15 protein-coding genes are annotated in these 13,706 nt (G+C 66.8%); 1 reads left to right on the forward strand and 14 read right to left on the reverse strand.

Translation table 11 applies throughout. The features are described from left to right. Positions 1-48: 48 nt before the first annotated feature. From AC5Y47_RS18775 to AC5Y47_RS18785, 3 genes are read right to left on the reverse strand one after another with little or no spacing between them, the layout of a single operon-like run. A complete protein-coding gene (locus tag AC5Y47_RS18775; RefSeq protein WP_055576339.1) occupies positions 49-909 on the reverse strand; it encodes an AAA family ATPase in 861 nt (286 codons plus the stop codon). A gap of 7 nt (positions 910-916) precedes the next feature. Then, on the reverse strand, positions 917-2,437 hold the full coding sequence (locus tag AC5Y47_RS18780) for a TnsB C-terminal domain-containing protein (RefSeq protein ID WP_082658354.1): 1,521 nt from the start codon (positions 2,435-2,437) through the stop codon (positions 917-919). Next, a complete protein-coding gene (locus AC5Y47_RS18785; protein WP_055576341.1) occupies positions 2,434-3,030 on the reverse strand; it encodes a recombinase family protein in 597 nt (198 codons plus the stop codon). Before AC5Y47_RS18785 ends, AC5Y47_RS18780 begins: the two co-directional genes overlap by 4 nt. 167 nt (positions 3,031-3,197) lie before the next feature. Between AC5Y47_RS18785 and AC5Y47_RS18790 the strand changes: the two genes are divergently transcribed. Further along, on the forward strand, positions 3,198-3,986 hold the full coding sequence (locus tag AC5Y47_RS18790; RefSeq protein ID WP_068021939.1) for a hypothetical protein: 789 nt from the start codon (positions 3,198-3,200) through the stop codon (positions 3,984-3,986). Positions 3,987-4,125: 139 nt separating this feature from the next. Here AC5Y47_RS18790 and AC5Y47_RS18795 read toward each other — a convergent pair whose 3' ends face one another. The 11 genes from AC5Y47_RS18795 to AC5Y47_RS18845 form a co-directional block, all read right to left on the reverse strand. Next, on the reverse strand, positions 4,126-4,614 hold the full coding sequence (locus tag AC5Y47_RS18795; protein ID WP_499945762.1) for a flagellar hook-length control protein: 489 nt from the start codon (positions 4,612-4,614) through the stop codon (positions 4,126-4,128). Then, the gene (locus tag AC5Y47_RS18800) at positions 4,611-5,102 is read right to left on the reverse strand and encodes a hypothetical protein (protein WP_499945763.1); all 492 of its coding nucleotides are present in this window, start codon (positions 5,100-5,102) and stop codon (positions 4,611-4,613) included. Before AC5Y47_RS18800 ends, AC5Y47_RS18795 begins: the two co-directional genes overlap by 4 nt. Positions 5,103-5,430: 328 nt before the next feature. Further along, positions 5,431-8,028 (reverse strand): bifunctional DNA primase/polymerase, encoded by a 2,598-nt coding sequence (locus AC5Y47_RS18805; protein WP_499945764.1) that lies wholly within the window; start codon positions 8,026-8,028, stop codon positions 5,431-5,433. 107 nt (positions 8,029-8,135) lie between these two features. Next, positions 8,136-8,366: a helix-turn-helix transcriptional regulator gene (locus AC5Y47_RS18810; RefSeq protein ID WP_499945765.1), complete on the reverse strand. Its 231-nt coding sequence runs from the start codon at positions 8,364-8,366 to the stop codon at positions 8,136-8,138. Between the two features lie 126 nt (positions 8,367-8,492). Then, the gene (locus AC5Y47_RS18815) at positions 8,493-8,837 is read right to left on the reverse strand and encodes a helix-turn-helix domain-containing protein (protein WP_499945766.1); all 345 of its coding nucleotides are present in this window, start codon (positions 8,835-8,837) and stop codon (positions 8,493-8,495) included. Positions 8,838-9,021: 184 nt separating this feature from the next. Next, on the reverse strand, positions 9,022-10,161 hold the full coding sequence (locus AC5Y47_RS18820; RefSeq protein ID WP_499945767.1) for a tyrosine-type recombinase/integrase: 1,140 nt from the start codon (positions 10,159-10,161) through the stop codon (positions 9,022-9,024). A 197-nt stretch (positions 10,162-10,358) separates the two neighbouring features. After that, complete coding sequence (locus AC5Y47_RS18825; protein WP_499945768.1) at positions 10,359-10,880, reverse strand: hypothetical protein; 522 nt, start codon at positions 10,878-10,880, stop codon at positions 10,359-10,361. 1 nt (position 10,881) lies between these two features. After that, on the reverse strand, positions 10,882-12,147 hold the full coding sequence (locus AC5Y47_RS18830) for a molybdopterin-dependent oxidoreductase (protein ID WP_499945839.1): 1,266 nt from the start codon (positions 12,145-12,147) through the stop codon (positions 10,882-10,884). A gap of 191 nt (positions 12,148-12,338) precedes the next feature. Beyond that, positions 12,339-12,620 (reverse strand): ANTAR domain-containing protein, encoded by a 282-nt coding sequence (locus tag AC5Y47_RS18835; RefSeq protein ID WP_499945769.1) that lies wholly within the window; start codon positions 12,618-12,620, stop codon positions 12,339-12,341. 205 nt (positions 12,621-12,825) lie between these two features. Beyond that, complete coding sequence (locus AC5Y47_RS18840; protein ID WP_499945770.1) at positions 12,826-13,278, reverse strand: DUF4395 domain-containing protein; 453 nt, start codon at positions 13,276-13,278, stop codon at positions 12,826-12,828. After that, the gene (locus AC5Y47_RS18845) at positions 13,278-13,700 is read right to left on the reverse strand and encodes a thioredoxin family protein (RefSeq protein ID WP_499945771.1); all 423 of its coding nucleotides are present in this window, start codon (positions 13,698-13,700) and stop codon (positions 13,278-13,280) included. The genes AC5Y47_RS18840 and AC5Y47_RS18845 overlap by 1 nt, the downstream gene beginning before the upstream one ends. Between the last annotated feature and the right edge of the window lie 6 nt (positions 13,701-13,706).

A 13,706-nucleotide genomic window follows, 5' to 3' on the forward strand; every position in this document is an offset into this window, starting at 1 on the left:
TGTGATCTTCAGAGGTAAGTGGCGGTGAATCTTCAGCGATAGATGGCGTTACATGATCCCGATGACGAGGGATTCGCGGGCGGCGTCGACGACTTCGCTTGTGACCGTGTTGAGCTGGTTGATGTCCATGATGCGATGGATCTGCGCCATCAGCCGGGTGGTGAGCCTGAAATTGCCGCTGGTGATGCGGATGATCGCGGCGCGGGCCTCGCGGGTGGTGAAGTCTTCGGGGTTGTCGAGGCCGAGGTCGGGCCACTGACGCGACAGTACGAAGGTTTGTTCGTCGCTGGACAGGGGTTGGTAGTGGTGCAGGAATCCGACGCGGCTGTAGAGCTGCGGGTAGCGGGCCAGTCGGCGTTCAATGCCGGGCATGCCGATGAGGATCAGGCCGGCGCCGGTGCGGTCGTGGTGGTCGCGTAGCGCTTCTAGGGCGGGGTTTTTCAGCCGGTCGGCTTCGTCGACGATGACCAGTTCGGTATACGCCCCGTCAGGTTCAACGAGGTGCTCGGAGCCGCGGTCGGGGTTCAGCGTGGTCTCAATGGCCCAGCTGAGCCGGGTGTGCAGGTATCGGACCTCTTTCTCGACGATGAGGGGTGTGTTGTGCACCTTGGGGGTGTAGAAGACGGTGCGCACGGCGAGAGCAGGTTCGGGTGCGACGGTCTCGTAGAAGCGGAAGTGCTCGACGATCGGTCTGACGGTGTCCCATGAGCTGTAGTGGCGAGCCGACAGCGTTTTGCCGACACCGGGTGCGCCGTGGCATAGGCCGATGTAGCGGTCGCGGCGCACGGCATCGCAGAATTCAACGAAGCGGCGATGCTGCTTGGTGACAACGAATTTCGTTGTGGTAGTTGACTGCTCGGATGAGGGGGCAGCGGTGTGTTGGGTGTCCTGGTCCTGGATGTCGGCCATGACGTGGTCAGTCCTCTCGGTAAAGCTTGAGCGCATGTTTGGGCGCCGAATCCTGGTCGAGGTCGGCTGGCCCACTAGCCGCTACGGCCATCCCAGGCAGCGGGTAGTTGCAGTCGGGCTGATGAACGGCGATGAGCTGGTCGACAACCTTGGCGCGATCACGAAGGCCTTGGCGTAGTTCGCGGCGGCGGGCATTGCGGGCGGCGGTTATTTCCTTGAGCGCGACGGTGGTGCCGGCCAGCTCGGGGCAAATCGCCCGGCAGACGAACTTGTCGTCGTGGAAGATGCGGATCTCTGCCAGGTCGCGCGGGTCGTAGCGGATGGTGACCTGTTCGCCGACGTAGGCGGCCAGCACCGGGTCTAGGTAGCGCAGTCCTTGGAAGTGCACTCCATCGGGGTGGATCTTGCGGGGCTGGGCCACGGTGAGCAGCAGCAGGTCGAGTTGCTCCAACGAGTCGGGCATCCTGGGCAAGAACCCGCCGCCCGACCAGCGCTGTGCTGGTGTTTGGCGGGTCTCGCTGTGCACCCGGTGGTGATAGCCGTCGCTGAGGAACCGCCCGATCGCGGTGTCCAATTCGGGCAGGGTGAGCCGGGCCTGTCCGGCTCGATCAGGGGTTCCGCGTGGCGCGTAGCCGGGCAACGTCGACAGGCACATCTGGTTGACGCTGTTGAACAGCCGCTCGATTTTGCCCCGGCCGCGTGGCTTGCCGGGCAGGGAGAACACCAGTTGGATTTTCAGTTCGGCCGCTACGGTCTCCATATGCCGGGAGGTGAAGTCGCTGCCGTGGTCGGTGTAGAAAACGCCAGGGATGCCGCACACCGGCCAACCGGGATCGGGTTTGCGCCAAATCGCTTGCCGCAGCGCCAAAGCGGTGTTGATCGCGGAGGGTGCCTCCAAGCTGACCATGTAGCCGGCTGCAGCGCGGGAGTGGTCGTCTTCGATGACAGTCAACCAGGGGCGAGCCGGCTTTGCCGACGGCGTGATCACCCATAGGTCCAGTTCAGTGTGGTCGGCCTGCCATAGCTCGTTCGGCCCGCTCGCTTGACGCCGATACACCAAATCGAAGGTCTCCTCGTATCGTTTGGTGCCCTCGTGGGCCAACATCCGCAAGCCCGGATCGAGGCCCGCGACGATCGCGTACACCGTGCTGTAGGACGGCACCGGCCAGTCATGTTGCGGCGCAATCTGGGTCACCTGGCGGTGAATATTTGCCGCACTGATCGGAGGCCGTCGTAATGCCAGCCCCTCGATCAGCGTGACCATTTGATCGGGCAACCCGCGGCGGCCGCAATCAGAGCGTCCAGGACGGACCAGCCCCACTAGTCCTGACTTGCGGTAGCTGGCCAGCCAGCGCTGCGCGGTGCGCAGCGCCACCTCACCCTGACGCGCGGCTTCGGCCAGCGATATCCCGTCGTCCAGGTGTGGGCGCAGCACCGCGTAGCGGGCCATCGCCTGTTCGCGTTGGGCCATGGTCAATGCGGTATCCGCTTCGTCCGGTGTCCTGACCGGCTCTTGCGGGGGGGTCATGATGCGGCCGAGCCGTTGTTAAGGGCCTTGCCCAGATGCCGATAAATGGTGGGTCGGGTGACTCCGAACTCGGCGGCGATCTGCTCGACGGTGTAGCGACGCTTGCCGTGTTCGTCTTTCTCGTCGTACATCTGCTGGGCCAGCTTCACCTGACGGGGACCCAGTTTGGGTTTTTGCCCACCGGTGCGGCCGCGGGCCCGCGCGGCCGCCAAACCGTCCATGGTGCGCTCCGACATCAAAGCGTGCTCGAATTCCGCTACAGCGCCGAGGATTTGGAAGAACATGCGGCCAATGGCCGTTGAAGTGTCGATGCCTTGGTCGAGTACCACCAAATCCACGCCGGCGCCCTGCAGGCGCTTGGACAACTCGATGAGATGCTCCAGCGATCGGCCCAGCCGGTCCAGTTTGGTCACCACCAGCTGATCGCCGACACGGTTGGCCGACAGCAGAGCTTTGTCGAGCTCCGGCCGGCGGGCCAGCTTGCCCGACACCTTGTCGAGGAAAATCTGGTCACAGCCCGCCGCGGTGAGCGCATCGCGTTGGGCCTCGGGGTGCTGGTCGCGGGTGGAGACCCGCGCGTAGCCGATCCGCATGGCCGGACGGTATCGCCAACCCCCGACAAGTTGACGTTGGCGCGGACACGGCAAGCGTTACAGGCCTATCCTGCGGAAATGTTCAGCCTGGCGGACTGTCGCGCGAACGATCGTTAACGAAACACGCCGATGCTGCGTAACGGGGCGGTGTAAGGGATCGTGGCAGGGTGGATCATCAACCTCCTCGACCTGCCGGCTCGGCCGAGCCGGCTCAGTGGCTGATCGACCGGGTAGACCTATGGGATCACCAGCACTGGCCGACCGGCATGGTCGGTGCCGGCTTTGGGGCCTACGCCCGGCTACTGCATCCCCTCGACGATCACCCCGGACCACTGACCTGGGCGACGGTGGCCCGCGCCAACAGCCGCATTCTCCATCCATCGGCCTGGTGGGAGAAGATCAAGTCCTCAGCATCCTCGGGACGCGGCCGACCGGGCGACCCCATGCGGGGAGACCTGAACGGCTGGGCACTCAAGGCGCTCTGCGCCATCCTCGCCAGGCACACCACGACAGCACAGGCGTGCTGTTTCGCGGTCTGGGAAGGCTGGGGCTGGCTCCACGACCATGACAGTCCGGCGTCGACGATCACCGCCTACTACGCTCCCGACGGTGTGATCCCGGACATCCAACCGCCCCAGCCGGCACCGGCTCAATGGCGACTCGCCACAAGCGGACCCACCTTTTCACTACCCGGCCGCAGATACCACCTGTTTAAAGGCCACATCGACGCCGCCGTACGGATCGGACACTGGGTCAACGAGGACTTTTTCATCCCCCAATCGCCAAGCTTCTTCTGGCCCGCCGACCACACCTGGTGCGTGGCAACCGAAGTCGACTACGACTCCACCATCATCGGCGGTACACGTGAACTTATCGACCAGCTCCGCACATCCGAGATGATCGAGGTCCTACAGATTCCGCCCGACGCCCCATACGAAGATCGCCTAAACGCTTAACCGCACGCGGGTCATCGCGACTATGTGACGCCATTTACCGCTGAAGATTCACCGCCACTTACCTCTGAAAATCACAGCCGATGCCGTCGACTACGGCGCTGTCGGGCGGTGTCTCGGAACTAAAGTTCTGAGACTGTTGTCAACCGCGGCGGCTACCGCCCGGCGACCACCCAGCCAGCGGGTCATAGCCTCCGGTGCTGCGCTTCGGGGTCGGCGCAGCGTGTGGCTCCCGCTCGGGCTCGACCACGGCGAGCGCTGGCGGCTCCGCCTGGTCGTCGTCGGGCGCGGCGTCCACCGCCTCGGGGCTGTCCACATCGTTGGCGAGCGATACCGCCTCGGGCGGGGTTGCCGAGGGCAGCGGCTCACCGGCCCGCTGGCGGGCCACGGCCAGCCACTCGGCCAGCTCGTCGGCGGGCACCCCATCGAGCGCGAGCACCTGGCGCGCGACGTCGAGGTGCAACGCCCACAGCGGATCACCCGGCCCAGCGACGGTGCCGACCAACGCCCGGCACTCGGCGACAGCGACCGCCTCCAGGTCCAGCGGGGCCAGTCGGCCCTCGGCGGCGTCACGCGCGATGTCCATCGCCGCCGTCACGACGTCGCTGGCGGTGGTTGGGGTCTCGGTCATTCGACTACCTCGGCTTCCAGGATGGGGACGGTGGGCAGCTGGCGCTGCTCACGGTCAGCGAGCGCGGCCAGCATCCGGTCGCGGGCCTCGATGATGATCGCCGCCGGGTCGGTGGACAGGCTGACGCTGACGTCGGAGCGGTCGGGTGCGTCGAGGCCCAACAGCTTGGCCCGCCGCGTCGAGATACGGTCCAGTTCGCGGTTGAGCGTCACCAGGGTCTCGTCGTCGTTGCGCTGCTGGGCGTCGCAAAACCGCTCATGGAGCACCGCCCGGCGGATGCGGAGTTCCTCGTCCTCTTGGCGGCGCAGCGCCTCGGCGTCCAGCGGCGGGTTGCGGTTGTCGAGCCGAGCCACCGCGTCCTGTGCGGACTGCCGACCTCGGTACCCGAGGACGTCGGCGATCTCCTGCCAGGTGCGCCCGATCGCGCGCAGCTGTGCCGCCCGCTCGGCCCGGCGTCGGGCGTCCTGTCGATTCATCACCGGAGGCATGTCCTGATTGTGTCCTGATGGGGTGCAGAGGTCAGGCGCGCTCGCGGGGGTCGCGGACCCACTGCTTCCCGGTCTGGACGCACCGCTGCTCCTGCTTGGCAGCGTCCAGAGTCGCTGTCCTCCGGCTCCGCTAACGGGGGGGATCGGGGGGATGGTGGGATCGCGATACGGGCGGGATAGAGACCCAAACCACTTACCCGACAAAGGAAGTCAACTCTCTGACCAGTAATTATAGGTAGGTCAATTGAATCGTATAGAGCGCGCGCGCGAGGGGGTCGGGGGGATGATCCCCCGCGATCCCCCCGACTGCCGGGGGGATCGCCTCCGGCTAACTCCGACGCCGCACCGTGTTGCCGTCGCGCTCCAGGGGACCGCCCTCGGCGGTCAGTCGCGCCAGGGCGGAGTCGGCCAGCTGCCGGTCGCTGTTGTCGAACTTGTTCTTGCGGACGCCGTTTCGACCGGCCCACTCCAGCGTCCCGCCCGACGCCTCATCGACATAGCGCACGATGCGGTCGCTGAGCCGCGCCATGTCGTCGTCGCGGCTGTCGAGCGCCACGGCGGTGGCGACCTGCTCGCGGATGCGGCCCTGCATCTGGCGCTCGCGCTCGGCGGCTTCGCGCTCCCGCCGCCACTCCATCGCTGCGCCGTGCAGCCGCGCCGAGGTGTCCAGGAGCATCTCGGCCAGCGCGACGTCGGCGGCGTGCACCTCGCTGCGCCCTGGGTCGCACAGAACCACCAGCAGCGCCGCGCAGCGCGCGACCAGCGCGGGGCGGTGGGCGAGCATCGGGTCGCCCTCGGGTGTGCCGTCGGCCTCCCCGCGAGCCCGCGCCAGCGCGTCCTGGCGCGTACGGGTGCGCAGCTCGGCGTCATAGCGCAGCGGCGCGGTGGGCAGCTTCACCTCCAGCGGGCCGGGATTGGGCGGCGCGTCGTCGGGGATTGAGGGGTCGGTGGCCGAGACGTAAACGAACCGCTGCGGGGTGCCGTACTCCAGTTGCTCCTCGGTCGACAGCGCCGCGAGCGCCTCCAGCTGGAAGCCGACACACAGCCCCATGCTGTAGTCACGGACCTCGCGGGTGCGGTCGGCGCTGGCGTTGGCCTGCCCGAGCACCGCGCCGGTCCAGGCGGTGCGCAGCGTCGGGCCGATGTCGGTGCCGCGTTTGTTGTCGAGGATGCCCGAGACCAGTCCCGCGCCTTCGTCGGAGTGAAACAGCACCTTGTGCCGCACCTGACGGCGGTATTTGATCTTGCGGTCCAGCGGGTCGGGGATCGTGCCCATGAACGCCTCGGCGACGCCGGGGCCGGAGCCCACCGGCAGCTCCGGCGGGACGGCGGTCGCGCTGGCGTCGAGGTCGGGATTCATCGGGTCGGGGAACTGGAAGGCGAGCAGCTTCTCGCTGGCGTGATACGCCGAGGACTTGCCGGTGCCCGCCGAGCCGACGATGCCGGTGAAGGTGTTGCACGGCAGGGGTTGCTTCACGCCGGTCTCGACGCGCACGCATGGGTCCAGGTGGGCCGACAGGCGCGCCAGCGCCGCGCCGAGCACCGCGTCGGCGGAGTTGACGCCGTAGTGGGCGAAGGCGCGTATGTGCTCCAGGACGGGGTGGGCGCTCCAGAACTCCTCGGGCAGGCAGACGCCCGCGCCGTGCTCGGCCTCGCCGGTGTGGCCCTCCCTCGCCGCCTTGCCGAAGTCGAGGGGCAGCTCCTCGCCTGGCGGCACCATCGCGTCGATGTCGGTCGTCTTGATGCCGAGCGCGTCCATCGCGGCCCCTATTTCGTTGTCGTAGTAGCCCGCTGTGACCGCCTGGAGCTTCGAGAGCGTCGCGGTGCCGCGCTTGGCCAGCCAAGCGTCGAACGGGGCGCGGTCGTGGTCGGTCCAGATGTGCAGCGGCGCGTTGGTCTCGGTGTATCGCCCAGCGGTGCAACCGGAGTCGTGAGCGGTGGCCGACTTCGGCGAGGCGTGCGGCCCCGGCGCGGTCCAGACCTCGCACCCACAGCTGTCGGCGCGTGCGGCCAGCGTCCAGCTCAGCGGCTCCAGGATCGACGCCCAGCTGACCCCCTCGGCCCAGGCGTCGATGCGCGCCGCCAGGTCGCTGTCGGCGGGCTCCCCGCCCCGCTGGCTGCTGCGCTCGATGCGCCGGGCGGCGTAATTGGTGATCGTGTCGACCAGCCAGTCCGACTCTGCCAGGTCGTGCACTTCGCCGGGGGCGGTGTATGCCCCCTCGGGGCGCATGCTGGGCGGAATGAGCGCATAGCGGTGATCCCACAGCACGGCGAAGCCGTCGTCACCGGGCCAGGTCATCGTCCCGACGTCGCTGGGCAGCTCGAAGCCTTCGGGCACCGTGAACCAGAAGTGACCGCCGTCGCGGTGCGCCCAGGTGTCGCCGTCCGCCGGGTCGCCACCCTGGCCGATCTGGCCCGGCGTCAGGATCGTTGGCGCGGGACGGTCCTCGACCGGGAAGTCCGGCGGCAGGGCGACGTCGTAGAAACGCTCCAGCTGCTCGGCGGTGTCGCAGTCGATGACCACCAGCCTGGACCTGCCGGTCTCGACGGCGAGGTTCACCGGCACACCGTCGGGGTAGCGGGGCGCGAAAGTCTTGACGTAGCCCTGGAGGTAGCCGTCCAGCGCGGCGGTGTCGGTGGTGGCCAGGGCCAGCCCGGCGGGTGACTTGACCCGCTGCCAGTCTCGCTGTCCCACCTCCCGCGCGGCCTTCTGTGCGGCTTTGTCGTCGGCAGCCCTGCGGCGTGGGGTCCGCATGTCGGCAGGTGCCTTCGAGTCGGGGTAGACCAGCATCACCGCCAGCCCCGCGTCGGCCAGCTGTCGGATGTACTTTCCGACCGCTTCGTGGTCGGTCGGGTCGGACGGTGCGGCGTTGAGCAGCCCCGTCAACTCAGCGGCTCGGTTGCCTGCCTGCGGGCTATGATTCACTTGTCCTCCCTCGGGACGTCGGGACTCTTGCTCGGAGTTCTTGGTGATGCCAGGCCCATCACGCGCGCAGTGGCGAGTGCGCGGGGCCTGGCATCGTCGTATCTAGGTCAGATGTGTTGCGCCGCTGCCGGTTCCGGCGTGACGGTGTGCTCGGCCAGCCACGCCTCCAGATCGGACGCCCGGTAGTACACCCGCCGACCGAGCTTCACGTAGCGCGGGCCGGTCCCGGCGAACCGCTCCTGAGCCAGAGCGTTCTCGGACATGTGGCGGTGCTCGGCGACGTGCCGCGGCAGGAACAGAGCATCGGGGTTGACGAAGCAGACGGTGACTGCGGTCATCGTGCGCACCTCCATCTCTGGGTGAATGTGGTTGGCTGCGCTGACATTAAGGAGACACCGTGCAAAGCTCGGTCGAGCCGGATCGACTTCCCCGAGTTGAGGATTCTGTGCCGCTTGGCGTTTCGCTCACCGCGACGCTGCGATTTCTTGTGGCAGAACGGGTTTCATCATCGCGTCAAGGTCGCTGATCTTGAACAGATACGAGGCCCCCGGCTTATCGCTTGCGCGGTATGCGGGTAGCTCGCCGCTGGCGACCTTCGCTCGAAGCGTGTGCACGCTCAGCCCGGTGTAGTTCTCAGCGGCGCGGATTTGAAGGTATTTCGGGGCGATTGATGGAGCGGGGTGGTTGTTGGCCATGCGCAGAAACTCCCGAGGTGTCGCAAAATCGAGTTTCTGCGGGCGGTCCTGAGCCGACGCCGTGGCCAGCGCCTCTAGCTGCCCCGCTGCGGCCCGCTCTTGATGCTCGGGCACTCCTAGCCGTGGAAGCCGAATTGCCGTCCATCGGGGGCGGCGAATCCGGCGACTCCGCGCCACTCGCCACTCTGAGTGATTGCGAAGAGTCAGCGCCGACTGTAGCAGAGTGTGCGAATCTGTGGCGACGAATCAGGTTGTGTCGCAATATGATCAGTTACCCTCCGAAGTAGGGTAACTGAGGTTAAGTGACCGCCAGCGCCGACAGCCGATCCGCCATCTCGTCCTCATGGCTGCGGGCGACCGCCTGGTACCGCATCGCCGCGCTGACCGTTGTGTGGCCCAACCTGGCCTGAATCTCGCGCAGTGTGGCTCCGGTGTAGGCAGCCATCGTGCCGCCGAAGTGACGCAGATCGTGGAAGTGCAATTCGTCCCTGCCGATGGCGGCGCGGGCAGCGAAGAAATGCGGACGGTAGCGGCCTTCGCTGATGTGCCCGCCGCGCTCGGGGTCGGTGAATAGCAGTGCCGTCTTGGGCTTTCCGACGTGTTGTTTCAGATGCGCCATCAGCACCGGGCGGATATGCGGCGGCACTGTAACCGTGCGGTTAGATCCCGCCGTCTTGGTGGCACCGACCGTGATGTTGGTCCCGTAAGCGTTCACCGCCTTATTGATGCGCACCGCGCAACCATCGGCGGCAACGTCGTCTCGGGTCAGCGCGAACACTTCGCCTCGCCGCAGCCCGCACCACCCGGCCAACAGGACGCTGAGCCGAAGGTAGTCGGGCATCTTGTCGGCCAGCGCCGCCAGCTCCGCCGGTTCCAGCAGCACCACCGACCGCTTGCTGTGTTTGACAGCGGTACCTCCCTTGACGCGGGCAGGGGAGCGGTCGATCAGGCCATCGTCCACGGCGGTGTTGAAGATGGCCGTGAGGACTCCATACGCCCGAGCACGCCGCGTTGCTTGGTCGTTGCCCATCTCGGTGAACCACACTCGCACGTCCTCGGCGGTGATCGCGGCGAGTGCCTTATCTCCCAGCACCGGCAAGATGTGCAGCCGCAGCGACTGCTCGTAATTGCGGTGGGTGCCCGAGACCAGCGGACGCGAAGCCAGCCACCGCTCCGCGTACCCGCGCAGCGTCAGCTTGGTCGCCTCCGTCTTTGCGGCCCGCTCAGCTGGCGACGTCCATTCACCCGGTCGACGGCGGTCGAGGTCGATCAGGTCAGCCTCACCCTGCAACCAATGCCCCGCGCTGCTCTGGGTCGGGAACGTCGCCGCCGCTTTGTAGACCGCGCCGTTGTGGAGATAGCTCGCCTGCCATCGTCCGGACGGCAGCTTGCGCATCCGTCCAAACTGACGCCGGGTGCGCTCGCTTTTCGCGGCCATCTACAGCACCTTCCGTGGAGCCTTGCGGGTGATTTCGTGCAATATCCGTGCAATAGTGAGCCTAACGGAACCTCACAGAACCTAACAGAGCACAACTTCGGAAATATTCGTCTAGCTGCGTGTTTCACGGTATTTCCGCAGCACAGCAGTCAGATCAGAAAATCTTTTCCCGGTGGTTCGAGTCCTTCCGGGGGAGCCTATGGTTGCTCGGTGTCGTCGGATGGCTGCTTGCGCCGGGCGAGTCGTGCGGCGTAGGCCAGCGCGCTGAGCCCGTACACGACGGCGACGAGCAGCAGCCAGCGCCCCAGGAAGGGTTGCTGGTCCTGACCGGTGGCCGCCACGTAGCTGGATTCGCCCTGCCGGATGATTCCGGGGAAGAACAGCAGCAGTGCGAGGCCCGCAGCCAAGGTCGGCACGCGAAAGTAGTTGAGCGGCGAGATTTCCGGCCGAATACCTCGTCGAATCCGAACGGCGGCAACGGCTTTGACCAGAGAGCGGTCGGCCAGCGCGTACAGCGGAAACAGGATCAGGTCGTGCGCGATGATCGCCGCGATGAACCAGACGCCGATCGATTGCCACCACACCGCCGGATTCCACAGGGCGTGCGGCCCGAGCACGGACACGACGTATCCGGCCAGCGCGCACGCGGCGACCGTGCCCAGCAGATGCAGGGGATGAGCGCCGTAGAACGCGGTGAACCGGGCGATGTGGGCGCGCATTTCAGGCGGTGCCGAACTCGATAAACCGCACCCACTTGGTGTTGTGCACCCCGGGCAGCGCGGGCACGATGATGCGGGCGGGATAGCCGTGGTCGGGCGACAGGTCGACACCGTTGACCCGAAGGGCCAGCAGCGAGTCGCGATCTCCCACCTGGTTGGCTTGTAGGACCGCCTGGTTGAATGCCCCGACTCGCTCGAGTGACCGCACCGTGGCCCGCGCGGGACCGCTCATCCCGGCCAGGGCGGCCAGATCGCGGAGCCGAACTCCGCTCCACCTCTGGGTTGTCGACCAGCCCTCCACGCAGGCGATCGGCAATTTGGCGGTGTGCTGCGGCATCGCTTCCAGGTCAGCCCGGTCCAGCAGCACTTGACCCGACGGGCCGCGCAAAGTGAGTCGCCAATCGGGGCTGGTGTCGGCGGGGGTGATCGCCGCGGCCGCGGCGGTCCGGTTGACCTGAAAATCATTGGGTCCGTCGCCGCGGCTGCGTCCCCGCGGCAACAGCAGCGCCGCGCCGCGGGTGAACCCGCCCACGGTCTGGCCGGCGGTGAGGACCGCGATGAACAGTGCGCCGCCGGTGACCAGAGCCAGCGCGCCGCGTCGACTCAGCGTGGCCGGGGCGGGATCGGCGGCGACCAGCCCGTCGGCGTCGTGCGGGTCGGGGCGGGTGTCAGCCCGCGAGGTGCGAAGCACCGTACGGAACGAACGAGACCGCAAGCCGGACAGCATCTTCGGCCATTTGATCAGCACGTGGATCACGAAGCCGGTGATGAAGACCCACGCCCCGAAGTAGTGGGCGGTGTAGAAGCTGAAGCCGAAAATGTAGTCGTACTGGATGTTCAACACTCCGGTAGCCAGCTCGAACAGGATCCCGCCCACCAGCATCGACAATGACAGCCGCTCCAGCAGTTGCGCGAACGAACGCAGCGGTGGCCAGGCGAAGAGCCGCGGAATCACCGACCAGAGTTTGGCCAGCACCACCGGGATCAGGACCAGGCCCAGACCGACGTGCACGCCTTGGGTCAAGCGGTACAGCCACGGGGGTCGGGTGGGCCAATCGAAGGTGGGTAACTTGAGCCATCCCACGTCGTTGGGGATGGCCTGGCCGAATTGGGGGGCGTACGCGATGTAGGACAGCAGACCGGTCAGGATCACCAGCGGCAGTCCGACGAGCAGCGCCAAGCCGAACACCGACGTCAGCCACGGCCCCCGCAACGGGCTTCGCCATCGGTGCAGCAGGCGCGTCCCGCGCGGGGGATGACGTTCCAGCGCGCGCCACAGCGGAGCGGGAAACCCATAACGCCGGTTGCTCGTATCGCGCTCGAAAGCCGAGTTGGCTTTGGCGGCTTCGTGCTTGGGATCGGCCAATACGGTGCCGTTCGTCGTCGGTGCAGTCGACCGTTATTCGATGCTGGTCGCCGGACGGATTGCCCGCACCCGAATTTCCAAACGGCTGCCTGCTAGACCAGCAGGTGCGCGCCCCACTCCCGCTCGGCGGCCAGCTGCGCGGCCGAACCGGCGGACTGGCTGTCCGCTTCGCCGCTGGCCAGCTTCACCAAGGCGCCCGCCAGCGCGAAGACGGGGACCTGATGTCTCTGGCCGGCGGCCACCAATTCCCGGAATGCGGCATAGCTATCGCACCGGCGCCATCCCACGAGAATCCCGACCGCCGTGTCGAGCGCGCGGGTCGTTTCGTGCCGGCCGTCACTGATCGATACTGCTGTGCGCAGACTTTCGGTCATCAGTCGTCGAACCCTTCTGGAATTGCCATGTCGCACACGGCGAGACGAAGCGAATGGGAAGCAGGTGATCAACGGAGGCGACAGCGGCGCGGCCGCACGGACTGAGGCATGTCTCCACTATAGGGCATGGGCAAAGAGTCGACTTGATTCAAAGTGTTTGCCTCACAGTGGATTTAAAGGCCAGGACCGAGTAAGCGGGCGGTCGTTACGCCGCGGGTGCTCGACGGAATCGGGCGACCAGCGGGTAGAGCTGGCAACCCAGGCAAATGCCGAAGGCCGCATTCAGAAACGCCGCGAAGAGGGCGAACGCGGTTGCGACGAGTCCCACCAGAGTCAGCCCGGCCACGAAGCCGATCACGCCGATGACGGCGAAGATCAACCCGACCAATTGCGCGAACTTCAACGGCGGCACCGGTTCACGTTCACTGACCGGGCTCAGCCGCGGCGCGATGAACTTCGCGAACAGCAACCCGTAAGGGCTGTTACGCGGACCGCGCAGCGCGCTCAGCGCGAAGACGACGGCCTGGGCGCCCAGCAGCGCCGCCGCGGCAGGCTGGCTGAAGACCGCCAGGACCAACGTCGAAACCAGAACCGTCGTGGTGATCCACGCCGCAAAGCGGGGACCGCGCACGTCGACCTGGTTTGTCGGCGACGACATCAATGTGCTCCTCTCAAGGGCTGCAAGGCCGTCTGCAGGTCGGCCGCCTTCGGCACCCCGGCGGTGCGGAACCGCTGCCGACCGTCGGAGTCGAAGATAAAGGTGGTGGGCAGTGACAGCACTGAAAGTCGTTTGGCCGGACCGGGATTGGCGTCGATGTCCAACTCGACATGCGCCACATCGGGCAACTCGGCGCATACCTGGTCGACCACGCGACGCACCGCCGCGCACGGGCCACACCAGTCCGCGCTGAAATGCACCACCGTCGGCCCGGTCTCCGACAGGCCAAGATCTGAATTGTCTTGCCCGCGAACCGGCGAACTGCGCAAAACGCCCGACCGGCGATTGAGCAGCGCGCCGATCACGCCGGCACCGCCCAACGCCGCGACGCCCGCGATCGCCGCGATCACAGCAGAACTCACCAGCAC

Source organism: Mycobacterium sp. NGS22, from assembly GCF_059813095.1.